At 73.2% G+C, this 22,855-nt stretch carries 19 protein-coding genes and 1 rRNA gene; 12 read left to right on the forward strand and 8 right to left on the reverse strand.

Going from position 1 to position 22,855, the window contains the following annotated elements:
- Positions 1-46: 46 nt before the first annotated feature.
- Complete coding sequence (locus ACQP2P_RS22845; protein WP_433619219.1) at positions 47-340, reverse strand: STAS domain-containing protein; 294 nt, start codon at positions 338-340, stop codon at positions 47-49.
- Between the two features lie 395 nt (positions 341-735).
- Here ACQP2P_RS22845 and ACQP2P_RS22850 point away from each other — a divergent pair, with 395 nt between their 5' ends.
- The 4 genes from ACQP2P_RS22850 (at position 736) to ctaD (ending at position 4,999) form a co-directional block, all read left to right on the forward strand.
- Entirely contained in the window at positions 736-1,311 is a 576-nt protein-coding gene (locus ACQP2P_RS22850; RefSeq protein ID WP_433603939.1) for a vitamin K epoxide reductase family protein, read from the forward strand.
- A 63-nt stretch (positions 1,312-1,374) separates the two neighbouring features.
- A complete protein-coding gene (gene ctaF / locus ACQP2P_RS22855; RefSeq protein WP_433603940.1) occupies positions 1,375-1,797 on the forward strand; it encodes an aa3-type cytochrome oxidase subunit IV in 423 nt (140 codons plus the stop codon).
- Positions 1,794-3,338: a cytochrome bc1 complex cytochrome b subunit gene (gene qcrB, locus ACQP2P_RS22860; protein WP_433603941.1), complete on the forward strand. Its 1,545-nt coding sequence runs from the start codon at positions 1,794-1,796 to the stop codon at positions 3,336-3,338. Before ctaF ends, qcrB begins: the two co-directional genes overlap by 4 nt.
- Positions 3,335-4,999: an aa3-type cytochrome oxidase subunit I gene (gene ctaD, locus ACQP2P_RS22865; RefSeq protein ID WP_433603942.1), complete on the forward strand. Its 1,665-nt coding sequence runs from the start codon at positions 3,335-3,337 to the stop codon at positions 4,997-4,999. The genes qcrB and ctaD overlap by 4 nt, the downstream gene beginning before the upstream one ends.
- 10 nt (positions 5,000-5,009) lie before the next feature.
- Here the strand turns inward: ctaD and ACQP2P_RS22870 are convergent, their stop codons facing one another.
- Together ACQP2P_RS22870 and ACQP2P_RS22875 are read right to left on the reverse strand one after the other, a co-directional pair.
- Positions 5,010-6,458: a GGDEF domain-containing protein gene (locus ACQP2P_RS22870; protein WP_433603943.1), complete on the reverse strand. Its 1,449-nt coding sequence runs from the start codon at positions 6,456-6,458 to the stop codon at positions 5,010-5,012.
- 73 nt (positions 6,459-6,531) lie between these two features.
- On the reverse strand, positions 6,532-8,403 hold the full coding sequence (locus tag ACQP2P_RS22875) for an acyltransferase family protein (RefSeq protein WP_433603944.1): 1,872 nt from the start codon (positions 8,401-8,403) through the stop codon (positions 6,532-6,534).
- A 119-nt stretch (positions 8,404-8,522) separates the two neighbouring features.
- Here ACQP2P_RS22875 and ACQP2P_RS22880 point away from each other — a divergent pair, with 119 nt between their 5' ends.
- Positions 8,523-8,753 carry a CDGSH iron-sulfur domain-containing protein gene (locus ACQP2P_RS22880; protein ID WP_433603945.1) on the forward strand — a complete coding sequence of 77 codons (231 nt, stop codon included), beginning with the start codon at positions 8,523-8,525 and terminating at the stop codon, positions 8,751-8,753.
- Here ACQP2P_RS22880 and ACQP2P_RS22885 read toward each other — a convergent pair.
- Positions 8,705-9,712 (reverse strand): iron-containing redox enzyme family protein, encoded by a 1,008-nt coding sequence (locus ACQP2P_RS22885; RefSeq protein ID WP_433603946.1) that lies wholly within the window; start codon positions 9,710-9,712, stop codon positions 8,705-8,707. The two genes, ACQP2P_RS22880 and ACQP2P_RS22885, sit on opposite strands and share 49 nt — an antisense overlap.
- A 61-nt stretch (positions 9,713-9,773) precedes the next feature.
- Here ACQP2P_RS22885 and ACQP2P_RS22890 point away from each other — a divergent pair, with 61 nt between their 5' ends.
- Both ACQP2P_RS22890 and ACQP2P_RS22895 read left to right on the forward strand, forming a co-directional pair.
- Positions 9,774-10,754, forward strand: a complete 981-nt coding sequence (locus ACQP2P_RS22890) for a methyltransferase (protein ID WP_433603947.1) — start codon at positions 9,774-9,776, stop codon at positions 10,752-10,754.
- Positions 10,751-11,890: a carboxylate-amine ligase gene (locus tag ACQP2P_RS22895; RefSeq protein ID WP_433603948.1), complete on the forward strand. Its 1,140-nt coding sequence runs from the start codon at positions 10,751-10,753 to the stop codon at positions 11,888-11,890. Before ACQP2P_RS22890 ends, ACQP2P_RS22895 begins: the two co-directional genes overlap by 4 nt.
- A gap of 150 nt (positions 11,891-12,040) precedes the next feature.
- Here the strand turns inward: ACQP2P_RS22895 and ACQP2P_RS22900 are convergent, their stop codons facing one another.
- The gene (locus ACQP2P_RS22900; protein WP_433603949.1) at positions 12,041-12,391 is read right to left on the reverse strand and encodes a TolB family protein; all 351 of its coding nucleotides are present in this window, start codon (positions 12,389-12,391) and stop codon (positions 12,041-12,043) included.
- Between the two features lie 64 nt (positions 12,392-12,455).
- On the opposite strand from ACQP2P_RS22900, the gene ACQP2P_RS22905 reads away from it, so the two are divergent.
- On the forward strand, positions 12,456-13,484 hold the full coding sequence (locus tag ACQP2P_RS22905) for a hypothetical protein (RefSeq protein ID WP_433603950.1): 1,029 nt from the start codon (positions 12,456-12,458) through the stop codon (positions 13,482-13,484).
- Here ACQP2P_RS22905 and ACQP2P_RS22910 read toward each other — a convergent pair.
- Complete coding sequence (locus ACQP2P_RS22910; RefSeq protein ID WP_433603951.1) at positions 13,478-15,529, reverse strand: hypothetical protein; 2,052 nt, start codon at positions 15,527-15,529, stop codon at positions 13,478-13,480. The two genes, ACQP2P_RS22905 and ACQP2P_RS22910, sit on opposite strands and share 7 nt — an antisense overlap.
- 92 nt (positions 15,530-15,621) lie before the next feature.
- On the opposite strand from ACQP2P_RS22910, the gene ACQP2P_RS22915 reads away from it, so the two are divergent.
- A complete protein-coding gene (locus tag ACQP2P_RS22915) occupies positions 15,622-16,107 on the forward strand; it encodes a hypothetical protein (RefSeq protein ID WP_433603952.1) in 486 nt (161 codons plus the stop codon).
- Here ACQP2P_RS22915 and ACQP2P_RS22920 read toward each other — a convergent pair.
- A complete protein-coding gene (locus tag ACQP2P_RS22920; protein WP_433603953.1) occupies positions 16,080-17,360 on the reverse strand; it encodes an MFS transporter in 1,281 nt (426 codons plus the stop codon). The two genes, ACQP2P_RS22915 and ACQP2P_RS22920, sit on opposite strands and share 28 nt — an antisense overlap.
- A 229-nt stretch (positions 17,361-17,589) precedes the next feature.
- Between ACQP2P_RS22920 and ACQP2P_RS22925 the strand changes: the two genes are divergently transcribed.
- Positions 17,590-18,375 (forward strand): class I SAM-dependent methyltransferase, encoded by a 786-nt coding sequence (locus ACQP2P_RS22925; protein ID WP_433603954.1) that lies wholly within the window; start codon positions 17,590-17,592, stop codon positions 18,373-18,375.
- 328 nt (positions 18,376-18,703) lie between these two features.
- Complete coding sequence (locus tag ACQP2P_RS22930; RefSeq protein ID WP_433603955.1) at positions 18,704-19,402, forward strand: DUF6193 family natural product biosynthesis protein; 699 nt, start codon at positions 18,704-18,706, stop codon at positions 19,400-19,402.
- A gap of 437 nt (positions 19,403-19,839) precedes the next feature.
- Here the strand turns inward: ACQP2P_RS22930 and ACQP2P_RS22935 are convergent, their stop codons facing one another.
- Positions 19,840-20,589 (reverse strand): alpha/beta fold hydrolase, encoded by a 750-nt coding sequence (locus tag ACQP2P_RS22935; protein WP_433603956.1) that lies wholly within the window; start codon positions 20,587-20,589, stop codon positions 19,840-19,842.
- Between the two features lie 628 nt (positions 20,590-21,217).
- On the opposite strand from ACQP2P_RS22935, the gene ACQP2P_RS22940 reads away from it, so the two are divergent.
- Positions 21,218-22,732, forward strand: a 16S ribosomal RNA gene (locus ACQP2P_RS22940).
- Positions 22,733-22,855: the final 123 nt, after the last annotated feature.

The following is a 22,855-nucleotide window of genomic DNA, read 5'->3' on the forward strand; positions in this document are numbered from 1 at the left end:
GGTGGTGCTGGCCGGGTCCGGCCGGCTCGTCGGCGCCTCGTGCCCGTCAGGCGGCGATGCCGAGCAGCCCGACGATCTCGAGCACCTCGCGGGCCGGCTCGCTGAGGTTGCGCACCCGCAACCGGACGCCGGCGGTGCGGGCCCGGTTGCGCGCGGCCAGCAGCACGCCGACCCCGGCCGCGTCGAGCATCGTCACCGCCCCGAGGTCCACGTCGACCCGCCGCAGCCCGTCGCGGCCGAGCACGGCCGCGATGGCGTCGAAGAGCCGGTTGCCCGTGTCGAGGTCGAGCACGCCGACGACCGCGACGGTCGCCACGTCGGCGCCGCCGTCGACCCGCACGGCGAACTCGTCGAGCAAGCGATGGACCTCCTCCCGTCGAGCTGACGACCCCTTGACCGTCCGGAACCCCGCGACCGTCTGCGACCCCGCGACCGTCTGGTACCCCGCCGGCGCGAAGTTTGATCGCCGCCATCGGGGTTCGCCGGTCCGGCCGACCCCGCAAGGTGGCCGGGTGATCGCCCGGGTGGGTGGCTCGCCCGTACCTGAGACTCGCCGCGCCGGCCTCCGGTTCCCGGCCGGGCCCGGATCGGCGCGGACGAGGGCCGGCCCGGTACCCGGCCGCGGGACGGTCAAACGCCCGCGATGTGTGAGCCGCCCGCGCCGGGGAACCGGCAGAGGGTGACTCGGGTGCGCAGTGACTCCGGGCGCCGGTGGCGCCCCGTTCCGTCCCGCCGGTGGCGACGAGGGGCCGGTTCATGATCCGGCAGGCGGGCTCGATGCCCGAGTGGTGGCGGCGCGCCTTCGAGGGCCCGTCGGCCTGGCCGGTGCGGATCATCGTCGCGGTGCTGGCGTTGCTGGGCTTCGCGGTGTCGCTGCGGCTGGCCCTGTTCCAGTACGGCGTGGCCGGCGCCCCCTGGGAGCCCTGGTTCGGCGACGGCAGCGTCCGCGTGCTCGACTCCGCGTTCTCCCGGGCCCTGCCGGTGCGCGACGCGGCCCTCGGCGCCGCCGCCTACCTGCTGGAGATGGTGCTGGAGCTCAGCGGGGGCACCCGCCGCTGGCGCCGCCGGCCGTGGCTGGTGCTGGTGCTCGGCCTGACCGCCGCCGCCATGGCGCTCACGGCAATCGGCCTGGTCCTGGTGCAGGCCCTGGTCGTGGGCACCTTCTGCACCCTGTGCCTGCTGTCGGCGGCGATCTCGCTGACCGTGCCGTTCCTCGTCGCCGAGGAGGTGGTGGCGGCGTGGCGGCAGATCCGCCGGGCCCACCGCTACGGGGTGCCGTGGAAGGTGGCGGTGCGCGGCGAGGGTGTTTGAACCCCGCCCGGTGGGATAGGTGGCGCTGCGGTGCCGGACTGCCCGTCCGGGTGAGGGGGCGCGGTGCGCACGGAGGCGAAGGTGTTCGGGGTCATCGCCGGGCTGATGTTCGCCGCGGCGGCCGTCTATCTGTGGTGGACCGGCAGCGGCGCGGCCGGCCACACGGAGTGGGCCGGCGGCACCGCGCTGGTCGTGTCGGGCCTGATGAACACGCTGTGCGCGGGCTACTTCGCGCTGGTCGCCCGCCGGATGCCGCCGCGGCCCGAGGACCGGGCGGACGCCGAGATCGCCGACGGGGCCGGCCCGGTCGGGTACTTCGCCCCGCCCGGCTTCTGGCCGTTCGGCATCGCGATCGCGGTGGCCACCGGCGCCGTCGGGATCGCGCTGAGCCAATGGTGGCTGCTGGGCACCGCCGTGGTCGCCGCGCTGCTGGCCATCGCCGGCATGGTGTACGAGTTCTACGCCGGCTCCCCGGAGTCGCGGTGAGCCGGCGGGCGGCCCGCGTCGAGCGCGTGGCCCGGGCGGCGGACGAGCGCTTCCAGCTGGCCACGCCCCTGCGGCGGATGCTGAACAAGGTCTTCCCGGACCACTGGTCGTTCATGCTCGGTGAGCTGGCGCTGTACTCCTTCGTCATGCTCGTGCTGACCGGCGTCATGCTGGCGCTGTTCTTCGATCCGTCGATGCGCGAGGTCCGCTACGACGGCTCCTACACGCCGCTGCGCGGGATGCCGATGTCGGCCGCCTACGACTCCGCCCTGCGGATCAGCTTCGACACCCGCGGCGGGCTGTTCCTGCGGCAGATGCACCACTGGTCGGCGAACCTGTTCATGGCCGCGATCGTCGTGCACATGGGCCGGATCTTCTTCACCGGCGCCTTCCGCAAGCCGCGCGAGGCGAACTGGGTCATCGGCATCCTGATGTTCTGGCTCGGGTTCATCGAGGGGTTCGCCGGCTACTCCCTGCCCGACGACGGGCTGTCGGGCACGGGCCTGCGCATCGCCGGCAGCATCGTGGAGGCGCTGCCCATCGTCGGCACCTGGGTGTCCAGCGCCCTGTTCGGCGGCGAGTTCCCGGGCGAGCTGATCATCGGGCGGCTGTACATCGTCCACGTCCTGCTGGTGCCCGGCGTGCTCGTCGCGCTCATCAGCGTGCACCTGGCCCTGATCGTCAAGCAGAAGCACACCCAGTGGCCCCGCCCCGGGCACACCAACGCCAACGTCGTCGGCGAGCGGATGGTGCCGGGCTTCGCCGCGCGCTCCACGGGGCTCGCGATCATCGTCTTCGCCGTGATCGCCGCGCTCGGCGGCCTCGTGCAGATCAACCCGCTGTGGCTGTTCGGGCCCTACGAGGCCGCCGTGGTCTCCGCGGCGAGCCAGCCCGACTGGTACGTCATGTTCCTCGACGGCGGCCTGCGGCTCATGCCCCCGTGGGAGATCCGCGGCTTCGGCTACACGCTGTCCCCGGTCTTCTGGCCCGGCGTCGTGCTGCCGGGGCTGCTGACCGTCCTCGCGATCGGCTATCCGTTCGGCCACGCCTGGCGCCACCGCGGCGAGGGCTACCAGAACCTGCTGCAGCGGCCCCGTGACGCGCCCACCCGCACCGCGGTCGGCGCCATGGCGGTGACGTTCTACCTGGTGCTCACCGTGTCGGCCGCCAACGACGTCATCGCCGACAAGTTCCACATCAGCCTCAACGCGATGGTCTGGGCGGGCCGCATCGGGGCGGTGCTGCTGCCGCCGCTGGCGTTCTACCTCGCCCGCCGGCTGTGCCTGGGCTTCCAGCAGCAGGACCGCCGGCGGCTCGCGCACGGGCTGGAGACCGGCGTGGTCATCCGCATGCCCGACGGGGAGTACCGCGAGATCGAGCAGCCGCTCGCCCCCGCCGACGCCCTGCCGCTGCCCTACACCGGGTGGGCGGTGCCGAAGCGGATGCAGCGCGTGGGCGCGGCCCGGCCGGCGCTGCGGGGGAGCGCCGACGCCGGCGCGAAGGAGACCGTCGAGGCGGGATCCGAAGGAGACGGCCGATGACCGACCGCGCGGTGCTGCCGATCGATCCGGTGCACACGCCCGACCTGCCCGGGCCCCGCCGCCGTACCCTGCCCGGCTCCCGGGTCGTGGATCTGCTGGCGACCACGGACGCCAAGCGGATCGGCGTGCTGTACCTCGTGACGTCGTTCGGCTTCTTCCTGCTGGGCGGCGTGCTGGCGCTGCTCATGCGGGCCGAGCTCGCGCGCCCGGGGCTGCAGTTCCTCTCCAGCGAGCAGTACAACCAGCTGTTCACGATGCACGGCACGATCATGCTGCTGCTGTTCGCCACGCCGCTGGTCTTCGGCTTCGGCAACTTCCTGGTGCCGCTGCAGATCGGCGCCGCCGACGTGTCCTTCCCGCGGCTCAACGCGCTCGCGTACTGGCTGTACCTCACCGGCGGCCTCATCACCATCGGCGGGTTCGTGAGCCCGGGCGGGGCCGCCGACTTCGGCTGGTTCGCCTACGCGCCGCTCAACAGCGAGCCGAACTCGCCCGGCGTCGGCAGCGACCTGTGGACGATGGGCCTGGTGGTGGCCGGCGTCGGCACGGTCATCGGCGCCGTCAACCTGATCACCACCGTGGTCACGCTGCGGGCGCCCGGCATGACCATGTTCCGGATGCCGATCCTGACCTGGAACATCTTCATCACCGCGATCATGGTGCTCATGGCGTTCCCGGTGCTCACCGCGGCCCTGCTCGTGCTGGAGGCCGACCGCAAGCTCGGCGCGCACGTCTACGACCCGGCGGTCGGCGGGGCGTTGCTGTGGCAGCACCTGTTCTGGTTCTTCGGCCATCCGGAGGTGTACATCGTCGCCCTGCCGTTCTTCGGCATCGTGACCGAGATCCTGCCGGTCTTCTCGCGCCGGCCGGTCTTCGGCTACAAGGGCCTGGTCGGGGCCACGATCGCCATCGCCATCCTGTCGATGGGGGTCTGGGCGCACCACATGTTCGTCACCGGGCAGGTGCTCCTGCCGTTCTTCTCCTTCCTGTCGTACCTCATCGCCGTCCCCACCGGCGTGAAGTTCTTCAACTGGATCGGCACCATGTGGCACGGCCAGCTGACGTTCCAGACCCCGATGCTGTGGTCGCTGGGCTTCCTCGTGACGTTCCTCTTCGGCGGGCTGTCCGGGGTGCTGCTGGCCTCGCCGCCGGTCGACTTCCACGTCAGCGACACGTACTTCGTCGTCGCGCACATGCACTACGTGCTGTTCGGCACGATCGTCTTCGCCGCGTTCGGCGGGCTCTACTTCTGGTTCCCGAAGATCACCGGCCGGATGCTGAACGAGCGGCTCGGCAAGGTGCACTTCTGGCTGACTTTCGCCGGCTTCCACACCACGTTCCTCGTCCAGCACTGGCTCGGCACGCGCGGGATGCCCCGCCGCTACGCGGACTACCTGCCCTCGGACGGCTTCACGACGTACAACACCATCTCCAGCATCGGCGCGCTCATCCTCGGGGTGTCGATGCTGCCGCTGCTGTACAACCTGTGGTCCTCGTACCGCTTCGGGCGGGTCGTGGAGGGCAACGACCCGTGGGGCTACACCAACTCCCTCGAGTGGGCCACCAGCTGCCCGCCACCGCGGCACAACTTCACCCGCCTGCCGCGCATCCGCTCCAACCGGCCGGTGTTCGACGAGGTGCACGGCCCGCAGGGGCAGTGATCCCGCGCGGTCAGCCCGCCCGGCCCGCCGCGAGCGCGACCCGGTCCCGCCCGGCCCGCTTGGCCGCGTAGAGGGCGGCGTCGGCCCGGGCGACGAGCTCGTCCGAGCCCTCGCCGCCGGCCAGCATCGCGATGCCCGCCGAGAACGTCTGGCCCAGCGGCGTCGCCTCGCGCATGCGCTCCAGCACGCGCCCGGCCTCCTCCGCCGAGGTGTCGGGCAGCAGCACGACGAACTCCTCGCCGCCGTAGCGGGCGAGCAGGTCGGCCGCGCGCAGGTGGTGCTGCCAGGCGGCCGCCGCCTCCTTGAGCAGCCGGTCGCCGGCGGGGTGGCCGTAGCTGTCGTTGAACCGCTTGAAGTGGTCGAGGTCGACGAGCGCGACGGCGAGCGGCGTCCCGGCCCGGCGCGCGCGCTCGACGGCGCGCGGCACCTCGGCGTTCCAGGCCCGCCGGTTCGCCAGCCCCGTGAGCTCGTCGGTGACGGCGAGCTCGCGGACCTTCTGCGACTGCACGTCGAGCTGGGTGAGCAGCTGCGACATGCGGGTCACGACGAGCAGGAACAGCGCCGCGCAGCCGAGCGCTATGGCCACGGCATCGGTGACCTCGCCGGTCAGCGCCTCGGTGAGCAGCAGTGCGGGGCCGACGAGCGAGGTCGCGGCCAGCACGGCGAGCATGCGCCGGCTGGGCCGCACCGGCCGCGGCGGGGCCGGGCGGGCGATGGTGCGCACGCCCGGGTGCAGCGCCGTGGCGCCGAAGGCGAGGAACCCGGCCAGGTACACGACGCCGAGCAGCTTGTGCGCCATCGGGCCGGGCTCCAGGGCGAGCTGGTTGACCACGACCCACGCGGTGTCCCCGGCGAGGAAGGCGATCAGGGCGGTGCCGAGCAGCCGGAACGACGTGTTGTGCGCCGCGCCGTCGAGCAGCAGCCGCACCGTCATGGCCAGCAGCACGATGTCGCCGACCGGGTAGGCGACGCTGACGACGTGCCCGAGCAGCCCGATGTCGGGGTCGGACGCCGCCGGTTTCACCATGAAGATCCACGCGAGCAGGCCGAGGCCGGTGGTCAGCGTCCCGGCGTCGGCGACGGTGGACCAGTTGCGCAGCGGGCTGCGGCGCCGGATGAGCAGGAGCATGCCGGCCGCGGCGAACGGGTACAGCGACAGGTAGGCCGCGTCCGCCCACGAGGGAAAGCCCGGGTCCGCCATGGTCCGGGTGAGGATCGCCTCCACGCCGATGCCACTGGCGTTGCCGGCCACGCCGGCGGCGACGAGCCACCACGCGGCCGGGGCGGCGGGCCGGTGCCGCCGGACGCCGACGACGATCGCCCCGGCGCCGAGCCAGCCGCACGCGACCTGCCATATCGTCTGGGCCAGGCTGCCGTCGGGCACCACCAGGAACCCCGCCAGGATCAGCCCGGCGAGGGCGAGGTAGGCCGAGGCCAGCCGACTGCGTACCGCTTGCACGGCCATACCTTCGGCACGCGGTCCGCGATGCTGCGTTGCGCGCCCGGTGCGAACCCGGCACGGCCCGGGTCCGTCACGTGCCGGCGAGCCGGGCCAGCTGCGGGGCCAGCCACGGGGCGACGACCTGGCGGACGCCGTCCGGGGTGAGATGCAGCCCGTCGCTGCGCACCCGGACGCCGCCCACCGACCAGGCGAACGCGCCGGCCGGGCACAGGAGCCGGTTGAGGTCCAGCACGACCGGGTGGGCCGGGTCGTTCGCGGCGGCCGCGCCGAGCAGCCGGTTCCAGGCGTCGACGCGCGCGGGCTCGTCCTCCGGCCACAGGCCGCCGTCGGGGCGCTCCTCGCGGTGGGTGTACGGCGCGCTCAGCAGCGCGACGCGGGCGCCGTGCGCGGCGGCCAGGCCGATCGCGCGGCCGAGCTGGCCGGCGAGGTAGGCGTCGTAGCCGGGCTCCCCGACGTGGGTCCAGCGGCCGTCGAGCCGGCGGTCCATGAGCTCCCAGCGGTCCAGCAGGATCACCACGACGTCCGGGTCGTCGGCGGCGACGGAGCTGCCCCAGCGCGACTCCCACGTGGTGCAGTAGGGCAGGTTGGTGTGCAAGGCGCCGGCGTAGCGGATCTCGGGCAGCACCGCGATGCCGCAGCCCTGCACGCCCTGGTTGCTCAGCGTGAACTCGGGGACGCCGGGCCAGTAGGCGCCGAGGGTCCACGACACCGAGTCGCCGATGACGGTCACCCGCGGCGGCCCCGGGCGCCGCCCGGCCCGCCGGACCGGCGGGGTCGTGGGCGGGGCGGCCGGCGTGGCCGGCACGGTCACCGCCGCGGGCGCGGCGGGGACCGGCGGCACCGCGGCCGGGCCGGGCCCGGTGGCCGCGGCGGCGAGGGCGACGGCGAGGGCGGCGACGGCGGCCGTCACCGTGGCCGTGGCGATGGCCGGCCGCGCGGACCGGCCGCGGATGGGCTGCTCGACGAGGTGGAAACTCACGGCGGCCGCGGCGAGCGTGGCGGCGGCCCGCACGGCGAACAGCCCGGCCCCCGTCAGCCCCGTCCGGCCAGCGTCGAGGACGGCGAACAGCGGCCAGTGCCACAGATAGCCGCCGTAGGAGATCCGGCCGGCCCAGCGCAGCGGCGCGGCGGCGAGGAGGCGGGCGGGTGCGGCGACCACCGCCGCGGCGGCGAGGGCGACCAGGGCGAAGCCGCCCCGGTAGAGCGCGGCGGTGTCACCGTGGACGAGCAGCGCGGCCGCGACGAGCACCAGCGCCCCGGCGATCGCGAGCGAGCGGCGGCCGAGGAGCGCGGAAGGCGCCGCGGCGAGGGCGGCGCCGATGAGCAGGGCGCCCGCTCTGGTGTCGGTGCCGAAGTAGACGCGGTCCGGGGCGAGCGGGTCGTAGAGCAGCGCGGCCGCCACCGCGGACCCGGCCGCCCCGAGCAGGCAGCCGGCGCCGATCCACCGGCGCGGGCGGGGCCGGGCGAAGGCGACGAGGAGCAGCAGCGGCCACAGCAGGTAGAACTGCTCCTCGATGCCGAGCGACCAGGTGTGCTGCAGCGGCGAGGCGGCGGCGGTCTGGGTGAAGTAGTCGCCGCCGCGGTAGATCATGCGCCAGTTCGCCCAGTAGGTGAGCGCGGAGAGGGCGTCGAGGCGCAGCGGCCCGGGGTCCTGCGCGGGCAGCAGCCGCGGCCCGGCCACCGCCACGAACGCGACGACGAGCACGAGCGCGGGCAGCAGCCGCCGGGCGCGGCGCCGCCAGAACGCGCCGAGCCGGATGCGGCCGGTGGCGTCGTGCTCGGCGAGCAGCAGCGACGTGATCAGGTAGCCGGAGAGCACGAAGAACACGTCGACGCCCAGGAACCCGCCGGGCAGCACCCCGGGCAGCCCGTGGGCCAGCAGGACTCCGCCGAGTGCGACGGCCCGCAGCCCGTCCAGGGACGGCTGGTAGCGCAGCGACACGCGGCGGCCGGTGCCCCGGGCCGGGGCCGCGAAACCTGACGGCCGGGCTAGCCCGTGGCCCCGGGCGGGCGCCCGGCGCGGCGTCGTTTGGCCGCGGGTGAGGCGGGCACAGCATCCGTATGGATGAGATCGCCACCGTGACGCCCTGCGAGGACGGGCCGCTGCTGCTGCGCGGCACCTTCACGCTGACGACCCAGGACGGAGAGGTCATCGACCCGGGACGGCGGACCGTCGCGCTGTGCCGGTGCGGCCGGTCGGCGATCAAGCCGTTTTGTGACGGTACGCACAAGGTGGTGGGATTTCACGCCCCGAGCGCCCCGACCAGCGGCCGGCCGATCGCGTCGGCCTGAGCCCGCAGCGAGGACTCGCCGGCCGCCCAGCGCGTCAGCAGGTGGCCGGCGAAGCGCGCGTCGAGGGCGAGGGCGCACGCGGCCCCGAAGAGCACCAGCGAGGACTGCTCCGGCCGGTCGGCGCAGTAGGAGCCGCACAGGTCGTGCGCGGCGATCTGCTCGTGCACCGCGTCGGCCTCGACGTGCTCGTCGTAGAAGCGGGTGGCGGCCGGGCCGAAGCCGAGCCGGCGCAGCCCGTTGCCGTAGCGGCGGTTGGGCAGCGACGAGGTCATCTCGTAGATCGCCAGGTGCCCCAGGATCGCCCCCAGCAGCCGCCGGTGCAGGCCGAACAGCGACATGAGGTTGTTGACCGCCAGGGTGGCGGCCGGGGCGGCGTCGAGGTAGGCACCGTACGTGTCGTCGAGCCCGAGCTCGCGCATGGTGCCCCGGAACAGCTCGGCGTGCATGCGCTCGACGCGGCCGCCGCCGTACTCGTCGGCCTGCACCTCCACCAGGGCCGCCTTCGCCCGCCCGCCGAGCCGCGGGATCGCCCACGTGTGCGGATCGGCCTCGCGCTGGTGGTAGATCGAGCGGTGCTTGACGAACTCGCGGTACTGCTCGAGCGTGGCGCGGCCGGCGAGGTACTTCGACAGCGGCGGCCCGTCGTCGGCCGCCAGGACGGCGCCCAGCGCGCGCGGCACCTCGGCGGGCGGCACGGGATCGGGCATCGGCACCAGCCGGCGCAGCTCGGCCTCGAAGCAGCGCTCGGCCGCCTGGTGCAGCGCGATCCGCGACGGCTGCCACTCCCACGCGTCGTCGACGCCGTCGAAGCCACGGTAGTGCAGCTCGTAGCCGATGTGCAGCACGAGCTGCAGGTCCTCGTCGTCGCTCGGCTCGATGAGGGGGATGTCACGCGGGTGACCGGCGAGCGCGTCGGCGAGGGCTGCCGACACCGGCCCGCGGGGCTGCGGTAGCTGCATGGGTGATCTCTTCCCGCGCAAACTTCGGTTAAGCATGAGAATTCGGGGAACTCGGCAGGCCATGACCTCCACGATCGTGGCCCCGCCGGACGCCGACGCGGCGCTGCGGCGGCTCGGGGACCGCCTGAAGGCCGCCGGGTACCGCTTCACGACGGTGACGCCGGCCACGCACGAGCGGGTCAACCGGCGCCCCGGCAACGCCCGCGGGCACAGCCTCACCGACGTGCTCGGCTGGAGCCGCCCGTTCGACCGCGCCGCCCTGCCCGCCGACGTCGTGGCGCTGCTGGACGCCGCCGGTGTGCTGCGGTGCGAGCGTGACGGCTGGCACAGCACGATCCGGGTCTCCGCCTACGACGGGGAGCTGTTCGTCCACTCGGCCTTCCCGGCGGCCGGGCCCGACGCGGTGTTCTTCGGCCCCGACACCCATCGCACCGTCGACGCCGTGCTCGCGCACCTGCACGAGCGCGCGGCCGAGCGGGCGGAACCGCTGGCCCGGGTCGCCGACATCGGCACCGGCAGCGGGGCCGTCGCCGTCGCGGTCGCCAAGCGGCTCCCCGGCGCCGAGGTGGTCGCGGTCGACATCAACCCGACGGCGCTGCGCTACGCCCGCGTCAATGCCGCCCTGGCCGGGCTCGGCAACGTCCGTGCCTGCGCCAGCGACCTGCTCGCCAACGTCTCCGGCGCCTTCGACCTCATCGTGTCCAACCCGCCGTTCATGATCGACCCGGAGGGCCGCGCCTACCGCGACGGCGGCGGCCCGCACGGCCACGACCTGCCCCTCGCGGTGCTCGACACGGCCGTGCACCGCCTCGCCCCGGGCGGGTCGCTGGTGCTGCTGAGCGGCACGGGCGTCACCGCCGGCCGCGACCCGCTGCTCGACGCGGTGACCGAGCGGCTGGCCGGCACCGGGATGCGCTGGACGTACCGCGAGATCGACCCCGACGTCTACGGCGAGAACCTGCAGGAGCCCGCGTACCGCCACGCCGACCGCATCGCCATCGCCGTGCTGACCGCGACGCGCCCGGCGGGGGCGAGCCGATGACGCTGACCGCCCTGAGCCCGGCCGAGGTCGCCCGGAGCCTGGCCGAGCCCACCCTGACCGTCGGCGTCGAGGAGGAGTTCCTCCTGCTCGAACCGCACTCGTGGCAGAACGCGCCGCTGGCCGCCGCCGCCCGCGACGCCCTGCCGGCCGACCTGCGCGAGCGCAGCCGGGTCGAGTTCCGCAGCAGCATGCTGGAGATGGTGAGCCCGGTCTGCACGCGACTGCGGGAGCTGCAGGGCACGCTGCGGCAGAACCGGTCCGCCGCCGGGGCGGCCGCCGAGTCCGTCGGCGCGCGGCTCGTCGCGGTGGGCGCGACCCCGGTCGGCGAGCCCGACCTCGAGGTCGTGGACACCCCGCGCTTCCGCGCGATCGCCCGCCACTACGGCCCCATCGCCCATGACCCGGCCCTGTGCGGCTTCCACGTCCACGTCGGCGTGCCCGACCGGGAGCTCGCCATCCAGGTGTGCAACGCGATCCGGCCCTGGCTGCCGGCGCTGCAGGCCCTCACCGCGAACTCCCCGTTCAGCGCGGGCGCCGACACCGGCCACGCGAGCTGGCGCGGGATCGCCCTGGAACGCTGGCCGAGCCTCGGCCCGGCGCCGTACCTGGACTCCTCCGCCCACTACGAGCGGGTCGTCGGGGAGCTCGTCGCGACCGGCGTGATGCTCGACGCGTCGATGGTGCTGTGGTGGGCGCGGCCGTCGTCGCGCTACCCGACGGTGGAGATCCGCGTGGCCGACGTGGGCCCGACGGCCGCCGAGACCGTCGTCGTGGCCGGCCTCGCCCGGGCCCTGGTGGCCACCGCCATCGCCGACATCGCCGCGGACCGCGAGCCCCTGGTGCCACCGGAGCACCTGCTGCGCGCCGCGCACTGGAACGCCGCCCGCGCGGGCCTCGGCGGGACGCTGCTCGACCTGCGCACCCACGCGCCCCGCCCGGCCTGGGACCTGATCGGCGACCTCGTGGCGACCGTCGGCGACGCCCTGGACCGCCACGGCGACCGGCCCGACGTCGAGGCGGGCCTGGCCCGCCTGCGCGAGCACGGCACCGGCGCCGACCGTCAGCGCCGCGCCGCCGCCGCGCACGGCCTGCCCGGCGCGCTCGCCGCGCTCGCGGAGGCGACGGTCAGCGGCTGACGTCGGCCGGCAACAGGTGCACCACGGTGGGGGACGCTCCCACAGCGCCCGCACCCGCAGGTCGATCTCCTCGTACCCCGGCGGGCAGCGCCGGCAGCACCACCGGCAGCGTGCCCGCGGTCTGCACGAGCGCGGGCGAGCCGGAGGCGGTCAGCCGGTGATGTAGCCGACGAGCGGGGCGTCCTGGGTCGCGCAGGCGGTGGGGGTGAGGGGCTCGGAGGGGGTGGTGCCGTCGGTGCCGGTGCGGAAGGTGCCGGGGGTGCCGGTGCAGGAGGTGGCGGTGTAGGTGATGCGGACGCCGCTGGGGTCCCAGGTGGGGTTGGTGCCGGTGCGGTCGCTGATCTGGTGCTGGTCGGTGCCGTCGGTGTGCATGACCCAGATGGTGTCGTTGCGGACGTAGGCGATCTGGGTGTGGTCGGGGGAGAGGGTGGGCTGGCGGCTGACGTCGTCCTGTCCGGCACCCGGGTGACGCGGCGTGGCCGGGCGATCGATTGACACCACGCTGCGTGATGGCGAACCTGGGTGGGCCAAGCCGTCCGTCATGTGCGCGAGGAGTCACCACAGGATGCCGTACCGTCACCGCCTGTGGATCGCCGCCGTGCTGACCCTCGCCGTGGCGGTCGCGGCCGGCCTGGGCTGGGCCGCCCCGAGGGTCGCGGCCGAGATCCCCGCGGCCGGCGCGCTCGTCAACGGTGTCGCGGTCGTCGACGAGGCGACCGGCCGCCCGGTGCTCGGCCTGAGCCCGCTCACCGACGGCACGGTCATCGACCTCACCCGGCTGGCCGGCCGCCGCCTTGCGCTGCGCACGGACGACCACGCGGACGTGGCGCTGCCGAGCACGCCGGGTGAGTACACGGTGACCGACGACGAGGAAGCGATCCACTACTCGGTCACCACCGCGCCCGCCGCCCGCGCCCCGGTCAGCGTGCTGTTCGTGGGCAACAGCCTGCTGGGCAGCTACACGAGGGCCACCGGCGAGAACACGCCCGCCCTGGTGCGCCGGCTCGCGGCCGCCGCCGGCCGGCCGATCGACGTCACCGAGGTCCTGCACTCCGGTTACACGCTGCGACAGACCTGGAACGACGGGCTCGTCGCGAGCGCGATAACCGCGGCGCGACGCTACGACTACGTTGTGCTGCAGGAGTACAGCACGCTGGTCGCCACGAACCCGGGGGCGGCGACGGACACGCTGCTGCACACCTACGCCCCGGCGCTGCGGCGGGTGCTGAAGCCGGGCGGCCGCGTGGTCCTGTTCAAGAACTGGGCGCTGGCCGACCCGGCCCCGTTCCCGTCCCGCGCCGCGGCGAAGGCCGCGATCGACGAGCACTACGCGGACCTCTCCGCCGCGCTGGACCTGCCGAACCTGCTCGCCCCGATCGGCGACGAGTTCGAGACCGTCATCGCCGGGCGCGGCACGTCCTACCTCATCGTCGCGGACGGCAAGCACCCGACCGACGCCGCGCGGTACCTGGACGCGGTGACGCTCTGCGGCATCGTGTTCCAGGACTCGCCCCGGGACCTCGCCGACCTCTACCTGCCGGCCGCCGAGGCGGCGCCGCTGCGCTCGGTGGCCGCGGCCGCGATCGGCTACTGAGCCGGCCGCGGCGGCGGGCGGAAGGCGAACACGTACGACTCGCCGCCGCCGGCCGCGCTCAGGGCGCCGCCGTCGCCGGACCAGCGGCAGCCGTTGAGCAGCCGGGCGTCGACCCGTGCCGACGCGCTCAGCTCGCCGGTGCGCACCTCCCACACGTGCAGGACGCCGCCGTGACCGCCCGCCGCGATCCACTCGCCGTCCGGTGCGATCGCCACCGTGGCCGGCCAGTCGGTCAGCCCGAACAGCACCGTGCGCGGCTTGCCGGTGCGGGCGTCCCAGGTGCGCACGGTGCGGTCCCAGCCCGCGGTGGCCAGCCACGTCCCGTCGGGCGCCACGGCGATGGCGGCCACGGCGTGCGGATGGGCGCGGATGACCCGCCGGTTGCGGCCGGTCGCGACGTCGACGATGCGCAGCCGCCCGTCGGAACAGGCCAGCGCGAGCCATCTGCCGTCGGCGCCGAAGGCCAGGCCGTGCACCTGCTTGCAGTTGACGCGCACGCGGCACAGCACCTTGCCGGTCGTGACGCGCCAGACGACCACGACGGCATCGGCGATCGCGGCGAGCAGCCGCCCGTCCCGCGACGCCGCCCGCGGCCGGGTCGTGTCACCCGCCGCGTCCGGCAGCGTGCGCGGCGGATCCCCGCCCGTGTCCCAGACGCGCACGGCGCCGTGCTCGCTGCCGGCGTACCAGGACCCGTCGGGCGCGGCGACCAGGGCCCGCACCGGCTCCCGGGCCTCCAGCGTGTGCACGAGCTTGCCGGTGTCGGCGTCGCGGACCTGCGTGCCGGCCCAGACCTGGTCGGCCCCCGCGACCAGGCCCGCGATCCGCTCGGGGGCCTCGTCGCCGCCGGCCCCGGCGAGCAGGTCGGCCACGTCCCAGATCCGCACCGCCGGGTCCTGCACCGCGACCACGGCGAGCCAGTCGCCGGCGGGGCCGATGCGCACGCGGCTGAGCCCGAAGCCGGGCACGCGCACCACCGCCCGGCAGCGCCCCGTACGGCCGTCCCAGAGCCGCAGCGTCCGGTCGTGCGAGGTGCTGGCCAGCCAGCCGCCGTCCGGTGCGACCGCGACATCGCTGACCGCGCCCATGTGCCCGCGCAGCACCGCGCGCGGCTCAGCCCCGCCGACGTTCCACATCACCACCGTTCCCTCGCTCGTACCGGCGGCCAGCCACCCGCCGCCCGGCGCGACCGCGATGCGGCGCACGGTCGCGCCGGGCCCGCGCAGCAGCGCCCGGGTGGCGCCGGAGCCGGTGTCGCGCAGCTCGACGCGCACCCCGTTGTCGCGGTACGCCGCGGCGATCCAGCGACCGTCGGGGGCGAGCGCGGCGGCGTTGAGCGGCCACGGGTACCGGTGCGCCGGCAGCTCCCGGCCGGCCCGCACGTCCCAGCGGTACACGCCGTCCCAGCGCGCCACGGCGAGCCAGTCCCCGTCCGGACCGACGGTCATCGACTGCGGCCAGTGGAACACCGCGGGCAGCTCCCCGCGGACCCGCCCGGAGCGCACGTCGACGAGGCGCACGACGCGGTCCTCGCCGACCCCGGCCAGCCACGTCCCGTCGGGCGCGACGGCGAGGCGGCTCAGACCGGTCGCGGCGGCGGGCAGGGGACGCCGGAGCCCGGTGGCGACGTCCCACACCTCCAGCGGCCGCCGGCTCCCGCCGGTGGCGAGCCACGACCCGTCCGGCGCGAGCGCGACCCCGGTGATGGGCCCACCGGCGGCGATGACCCGGCGCGGGGCGGGCGACTCGGGCCGCCGGACCGTCTGGACGAGCCGGGCGCCGCCGCGCTCCCGGGAGGCGGCGAAGTCGTCGGCGGCCTCCCGCAGCTCCGGTACGGCCCGAGCCTGCCCGATCAGCGTGTCGGTGACCGAGTGCGCCGGCTCGAGCGGCTGCAGCAGGTGCGCATGGCGGGCGAGCACGCCACGCAGCGCCGCCGCCTCGGCCCCGGCGACGTTCGCGAGCGCGGCCTCCGCGGCCGCCGGCCCCTCGCGCCGCACCAGCCCGTCGATCCACGCGAAGTCCACCATGCGCTGACGGCGTTCCATGACGTTCCAGACGATCAAGGCCCGCGCGCGGTTGCCCGCCCAGGACGGTCGCGCAGGACGCGGCGGCGATGCGGGGGCTAAAGTGGCGATTTGTGCGTAGTTCCTGGCTCGTGCTCGGTCTGACCCTGGCGATCGTGACCGCCTGCGCCCCGGAGCACGGCACCGGGGCGGCCGCGCCCACCACGACCCCGGCGGCGAACGTGAGCGCCTGCGCCGCGCCGATGCCGGGCACGAGCGCGGCGCCCGGGGACGTGCTCGACGCCACGAAGGCCCTGATGGGCGCCCTCGACGAGGACCAGCGATCGGCGCTGGCCAGCCCCGGGCTGTCGCTGCACTCGCTCGGCGCCGTGCCGCGCGCCGCCGTGCTGGGCCTGCTCAAGGCGGGGCTGAGCGAGCGCGACTACCGTCGGCTGGCCGACGCCGGCATCGACGGGTATCGCGTCCGCGTCCTCGGCACCCCCAGCGCCGGCGGTGCCTGGACGGTGCAGGTCGGCGGCGCCGGCAGCGTGCTCGACTTCACGGTCAGCGACGGGGTCGTCACCACGTCGTGCTACGGCGCGGCCGGCTGGAGCTCCTGACCGTCCCGCGCCGCCTGGGCATGCGGCGACGTCCGCTCGTCGTACCGGGTGAAACCGGGCATGAACACCGTGCACAGGGCAACGGCGCCGGTGCAGAGCAGCCCCCCGGCCGCGATCGCCCCCCGCAGCCCGACCGCGCCCGCCATGAGCCCGGCGCGCAGCTGGCCGGCGGTCGGGCCGATCGAGTACGACAGCAGCTCGATCCCGGCCAGCCGCCCGCGCAGGTGGTCGGGGATGGTCTGGTTCCAGATCGTCGAGCGGAACAGGCCGCTGACCATGTCCGCCCCGCCGGCCACGATGAGCAGCGCGATCGCGATCCCGATGTTCGGGGCGAGCCCGAAACCGGCGACGGCGAGCCCCCACACCGCGGCCGCGATGAGCACCATGAGCCCGTGGCGGTGCACCCGCGACGCCCACCCGCTCGTGAGCGAGACCAGCATCGCGCCGATCGGGATGCAGGCGTACAGCAGCCCGAGCGCCCAGCGCGCGTGGAGCTCGTCGGCGACGAACGGGTACAGCGCGACCGGCATCGCCAGGAACATCGCCGCGATGTCGACGAAGTAGGTGCCCAGCAGCTCCGGGCGGGACCACGCGTACCGCGCCCCGCGCGCGATCCCGCGCAGGCTCGGGCGCTCGGCCTCGGCCGAGGGCGGCACCGGGCGCAGCGCCCACAGCAGCCCGATCGAGAGCAGGAACGTGAGCACGTCCACGGCGTACGCGAGCCGGACGCCGGCCAGCGCGACCAGCACCCCGCCGACCGCCGGCCCGCCCACGGCACCGATCTGCCAGCGCACACTGGAGATCGCGTTCGCCGCGGTCTGCTCGTCGCGGGGCACCAGCCGGGGCGTCATCGCGTCGAGGGAGGGCCGCTGGAGCCCGTCGAGCGCGGCGACGGAGCCCGCCACGACGTACAGCGGCCACACCGCCGGATGCGGCATCATCGCGTTGACCAGCAGCGCCGCGGTGCACAGCGCCATCGCGAACTCGCAGATCAGCACCACGTTGCGCCGATCGGCCGCGTCGGCGATCGCTCCGCCCCAGAGGCCGCTGAGCACCATCGGCACCAGCTCGACGACGCCGACCGCCCCGACCGCGACGTAGGAGCCGGTGAGCTGCTTGAGCTGGAACGGTACCGCCACGACGGTGATGAAGCTGCCGAACATCGTGATCGCGCCGCTGGCCATGAGCAGCCGGAAGTCGCGACGCCGCAGGGGCCGGAGGTCCATGCGGAGATGCCGCAGCCGTTTCAACACGGCGGGCAGCGTAACGACCACTTCCCGCCCCGGCACCCGAATTCCTCGTTCGTGCTCTCCACTGGGCACCTTGTGCCGGCGCGCGCTCCGCACCGTCCTGCGCGCGCTCTTCTCGGTGTGCCGCCGCTCGCTCGCGGTGGATTCGGGAGCGCCGCTTTCGGGGTGGTGTCGCTCGCTTGCGGCGGGTCTCGGGGCACCTGTGTCCGCGGCCGGGCATACGCTGTTCGGCATGGCTGACGCAGCGGCGAAGTGGACCGGCCGCGCGACGGCATTCGCGGACAGCTACGCCCACCTCTGCGCACACACCGCCGCACCCCTGCTGGAGGCCGCGGGCGTGACTGCCGGCCTGACGCTGCTGGACGCGGGCACCGGCAGCGGCACGGTAGCCGCCCTGGCGATCGCCCGAGGCGCAAAGGTCACCGCGGCCGACGCCGAGCCGAGCATGGTCGCCCTGGCGGCCGAGTCGGTACCCGAGGCCGACGTGCGCCTCGGCCGCCTGCCCGACCTGCCGTTCGCCGACGCCGCCTTCGACGCCGTGGTCGCCAATTTCGTCGTCAACCACGTCCCCGACCCGGCCGCCGCCGTCGCCGACCTGGCCCGCGTCACGAAACCGGGCGGCCGCGTGGCGATCACCGTCTGGCCCCGCCCGGCCCCGCCCCTGCAGCAGCTCTGGAACGACATTCTGGCCGCACTGGACATCGAGCCCGCCCCGTCGATCATCCCCGACGCCCTGAACTTCCCGCGAACCCCCGACGGCGTGGCGGGACTGTTGTCACAGGCGGGCCTGCGCAACGTGAGCAGCCGAACCATCGAGTGGAGCCATCACACCGACCTCGAGTCGTGGTGGATCGGGCCGGCCAACGGCATGGGCGCCCTGGGCGAGGCCCTGGCCCGCCGGGACGACCAGACCCGCACAAGGGCCCGCCACGAGTACGAGCGGCTGGCGACCCCCTTCCTGCACAACGGCGACCTGATCCTGCCGACCGCAGCGCTGCTGGCCTGGGGCGACCGCTGACGCCCACCGACACCGGGGCGCTCGGCTCGTCCGTCTCGTCCGTCTCGTTCGGCTCGTTCGCCTTGTCCGGCTCGCTCGTTTCCTCGGGCTCGTCCGCCTCCTCCGGTTTGTCCGGTTTCTCCGGCTCGCTCGGCTTCTCTGGCTTGTCCGGCTTGGGCGGTCCGCTGGTCGCGCGTCGAAGCGGCCGTGCGTACCCCCGCCCGCCGGCTGCGGTCGCCGGGCGCCGGGAGGGCGCTGGCGCCGGTGTGTTGACGCGCGGGCGTGATCTGTCGCGGCGCGAAAGCGTTGCGATGGTGGCGCGGCGGCCCCCGCCGGATACGGTCGCGGCATGAGCGAGTTCTACCCGGACGTCGTGGCCGCGGGCGGTCTTGCGGAGCTGTTGCGCGAGCACGGCCTGGACGCCGTCGCGGATGAACGCAACCCACTGCACCGCGCGACGGTCGCGACCCTTGTCCGGCATCGCAACGGCCTCGAGGTCAGCGCGTTCCAGCACGAGCGCAAGTTCTCCGTCGTCGGCGGGGAGCCGTACCAGCATCTGCCGCTCATCGCCGGCTACACCCACGACCTTCGCGAGGTCGTCGTGGTCGCCGAGGACTGGCGCGACGGCACGCCGCTGTCCGTCATCTGCGAGCGCGCCCCCTTCATGGAGCCCACCGGCCGCTTCGAGGTGCCGGACGGCGACCCGGCGGCCCTGACCGAGTCCGAGTGGCAGGCGGTACGCATCGAGATGGCCGGCGCCGGCCTGCCCCGCCTCCGCCTGATCACCGAGGCCGCCTACGCGGAGCCGGCACTGCGCCGCCTGTACCCCTACACCAGTCACTGGGTCCTGAAGTTCTCGTCCACCACCCGTCCTTTCCTGCGCGACGTGGGTCTGAGCCTGTGGGCCGAGGCCGAGGACGCCTTCGTGGTCCGCTCCCGCTACCTCGGCGACGTGTTCGGCGAGAGCACGACCGCGGAGCACGCCGTGGCGATCGCCGTCCGCCAGCTCCCGCCCGACCTGGGCCCGGTCACCGCCGGCACTGAGTAGACAGGACCTCCTCGACTCGGCCCAGGGACTCGCCAGCGATCAGAGGCTGCGGCTGCCGTGCGACGAAAGTGCGGTCTGCGTGGTAGACGGCCGAACCGCGAGCAGGCGGGCATGCTGGCCAGGTCATCATCCCGCGCCGCCCGGAAGCCAGCCCCCGTCGGTGGGCCCCGCCGCGACGGTGTGGGCAGTGCCAGGCGCAGCGCGGGGTGGTCCCGGTGGTGCCGCACGCGGTGGTCGTGTGTGGTGCCAGGCGTGCGGTGGTTGTGTGTGGTGCCAGGCGTGCGGTGGTTGTGTGCGGTGGCCGGGCGGGAGCGCGGGGTGGTGTGTGTGGTGGCCGGGCGTCCCAGGCGCCGGGGCGGCAATGCGCGGTGGTCCCCGTGGTGCCAGGAGCGCGGGATGGGGCGGGTGCGGGGCAGCGGATCGATGCCGGGTGGGGCTCAGCTCAGGAACTCGTCCACCATCGGGGCGATCCAGTCCGCGCGCTGCGGCACCGTCGCGTGGGTCGTGCCGGGCAGGATCGCCAGGCGGCAAGTGGGCAGGCCGGTCAGGTCCCCAGCCACGCCGCCGCCGAGCAGGCGGAACAGCTCCACCGCGTGTTCGGGCTGGATGATGTCCGAGTCGGCGATGATGACCATCGTCGGGGCCGTCAGCTCGCGGATCTGCTCCGGTGTCCACTGCGGCAGGTTGGCGTCGAGGACCTTCACCTTCGTCACCAGGTTGGTCCAACCGGCCGGGTCCGGGGCGGTGTGCACGTATTCCTGGTGGAACTCCGAACCGTGCAGGTGCTCCGGCTGCAGGTCCGCGATGCCGTCGAGCAGGCCCGGGTGCACGCCGCCGTTGCGGAAGCTCATCGACGCCAGGACCAGTCGGTGGACGCGCTCCGGGTGGTGGGTGCCGAGCCGCAGGGCGACGGCGCCGCCCATGCTCCACCCGAGCACGTCGGCTCGCTCCACGCCGAGCCGGTCGAGCAGTTCGACGATGTCGGTGGCGAAGTGCTCGACAGTCAGTGGCCGGTCGATGTCGGGGGTGCGGCCGTGGGCCTGCAACTCGACCGCGATCACGCGACGGGACTTGGCCAGGAGTGGCAGCAGCAAGCCGAAGGAGGTGCCGATGCCCGAGAGCGCGCCGTGCACGAGCACGAGCGGGCGGGTGTCGAGGGGGCCGTGGTCTTCGAAGTACATCTTCATGCCCACACCATCGCCGAGCGCGCTTACGGTCTCCTTCACATCCGCTTTCGGCAGCGTCCGGTGAGGCAGCCTCTTGCCGGCGGGGGGAGCGCCTACCGGCACGCGCGTGGCCGGGACGCTGGGAAAACGACGAATCGCGGGCCGTCCGGCGCACGGTCGTATGCGACCGGAGCGCCAGTCGCGTTGCGGGCCGACAGACCCGATTTGGATGTTGGCCGAGGAGCGGGTAAGGTTCTTCCTCGGCAGGGAAACGGACGAAGACCGCGGGTCGCGAGAGTGAGCCGCAGCGGACGTCTTGCCGACAGCCTACGACACTCGGCCGGGTATCCGGAAGGGTTGTTGTGCGTTCGTGAAACTGGACAAAGTCCCGTAAGACGGACTTGACACAACGAAGCGGACATGCTAGACTAGAATGGTACGAAATGCCCCGGGCGGGCGGTGCTGGAAACGGTGCGGCTCGGCGGTGTGTGTTGGTTGTTTGAGAACTCAACAGGGTGCTTGTTAAGCCAGTGCCAAATGATTTTTACCCCGTGGCATGGGCGCGCTTCTTCGGGAGTGTGTTGCGTGTCTGGGATTCCTTTGGTGACAACATGTTTGTTGCCGGGTGATTGATTCACCAACGTAGGTTTTGTTGGAGAGTTTGATCCTGGCTCAGGACGAACGCTGGCGGCGTGCTTAACACATGCAAGTCGAGCGGAAAGGCCCTTCGGGGTACTCGAGCGGCGAACGGGTGAGTAACACGTGAGTAACCTGCCCCAGGCTTTGGGATAACCCTCGGAAACGGGGGCTAATACCGAATATTCATGCCCTACGGCATCGTGGGGTGTGGAAAGTTTTTCGGCTTGGGATGGGCTCGCGGCCTATCAGCTTGTTGGTGGGGTGATGGCCTACCAAGGCGACGACGGGTAGCCGGCCTGAGAGGGCGACCGGCCACACTGGGACTGAGACACGGCCCAGACTCCTACGGGAGGCAGCAGTGGGGAATATTGCACAATGGGCGGAAGCCTGATGCAGCGACGCCGCGTGAGGGATGAAGGCCTTCGGGTTGTAAACCTCTTTCGACAGGGACGAAGCGCAAGTGACGGTACCTGGAGAAGAAGCGCCGGCCAACTACGTGCCAGCAGCCGCGGTAAGACGTAGGGCGCGAGCGTTGTCCGGATTTATTGGGCGTAAAGAGCTCGTAGGCGGCTTGTTGCGTCAGCTGTGAAAACCCGCAGCTCAACTGTGGGCTTGCAGCTGATACGGGCAGGCTTGAGTTCGGTAGGGGAGACTGGAATTCCTGGTGTAGCGGTGAAATGCGCAGATATCAGGAGGAACACCGGTGGCGAAGGCGGGTCTCTGGGCCGATACTGACGCTGAGGAGCGAAAGCGTGGGGAGCGAACAGGATTAGATACCCTGGTAGTCCACGCTGTAAACGTTGGGCGCTAGGTGTGGGGGGCCTCTCCGGTTCTCTGTGCCGCAGCTAACGCATTAAGCGCCCCGCCTGGGGAGTACGGCCGCAAGGCTAAAACTCAAAGGAATTGACGGGGGCCCGCACAAGCGGCGGAGCATGCGGATTAATTCGATGCAACGCGAAGAACCTTACCTGGGTTTGACATGTACGGTAATCCGGCAGAGATGCCGGGTCCTTCGGGGCCGTTCACAGGTGGTGCATGGCTGTCGTCAGCTCGTGTCGTGAGATGTTGGGTTAAGTCCCGCAACGAGCGCAACCCTTGTTCGATGTTGCCAGCGGTTCGGCCGGGGACTCATCGAAGACTGCCGGGGTCAACTCGGAGGAAGGTGGGGATGACGTCAAGTCATCATGCCCCTTATGTCCAGGGCTTCACGCATGCTACAATGGCCGGTACAAAGGGCTGCGATACCGTGAGGTGGAGCGAATCCCAAAAAGCCGGTCTCAGTTCGGATCGGGGTCTGCAACTCGACCCCGTGAAGTCGGAGTCGCTAGTAATCGCAGATCAGCAACGCTGCGGTGAATACGTTCCCGGGCCTTGTACACACCGCCCGTCACGTCACGAAAGTCGGCAACACCCGAAGCCGGTGGCCCAACCCTTGTGGAGGGAGCCGTCGAAGGTGGGGCTGGCGATTGGGACGAAGTCGTAACAAGGTAGCCGTACCGGAAGGTGCGGCTGGATCACCTCCTTTCTAAGGAGCACCTTCGGTCGAAAGACTGTAAGGAGCCCGCGCCAGCCGAGTGTGCTGGTGGGGTGCTCAATGGCGGAGACACTGGCGACATTCCTGGTTGGCAACGGCCGGCTCGTTAGTACT

The sequence above is a fragment of the Dactylosporangium sp. CA-139114 genome (assembly GCF_050955725.1).
Taxonomy (GTDB): Bacteria; Actinomycetota; Actinomycetes; order Mycobacteriales; family Micromonosporaceae; genus Dactylosporangium.

Bases quoted from the DNA above. Each gene is read 5' to 3' on its own strand.
- ACQP2P_RS22890 (WP_433603947.1), top strand. From the start codon at position 9,774: ATGACCTCCACGATCGTGGCCCCGCCGGACGCCGACGCGGCGCTGCGG.
- ACQP2P_RS22885 (WP_433603946.1), bottom strand. From the start codon at position 9,712: ATGCAGCTACCGCAGCCCCGCGGGCCGGTGTCGGCAGCCCTCGCCGAC.
- ACQP2P_RS22880 (WP_433603945.1), top strand. From the start codon at position 8,523: ATGGATGAGATCGCCACCGTGACGCCCTGCGAGGACGGGCCGCTGCTG.
- ACQP2P_RS22910 (WP_433603951.1), bottom strand. From the start codon at position 15,529: ATGGAACGCCGTCAGCGCATGGTGGACTTCGCGTGGATCGACGGGCTG.
- ACQP2P_RS22925 (WP_433603954.1), top strand. From the start codon at position 17,590: ATGGCTGACGCAGCGGCGAAGTGGACCGGCCGCGCGACGGCATTCGCG.
- ACQP2P_RS22895 (WP_433603948.1), top strand. From the start codon at position 10,751: ATGACGCTGACCGCCCTGAGCCCGGCCGAGGTCGCCCGGAGCCTGGCC.
- ctaD (WP_433603942.1), top strand. From the start codon at position 3,335: ATGACCGACCGCGCGGTGCTGCCGATCGATCCGGTGCACACGCCCGAC.
- ACQP2P_RS22905 (WP_433603950.1), top strand. From the start codon at position 12,456: ATGCCGTACCGTCACCGCCTGTGGATCGCCGCCGTGCTGACCCTCGCC.
- ACQP2P_RS22930 (WP_433603955.1), top strand. From the start codon at position 18,704: ATGAGCGAGTTCTACCCGGACGTCGTGGCCGCGGGCGGTCTTGCGGAG.
- ACQP2P_RS22935 (WP_433603956.1), bottom strand. From the start codon at position 20,589: ATGAAGATGTACTTCGAAGACCACGGCCCCCTCGACACCCGCCCGCTC.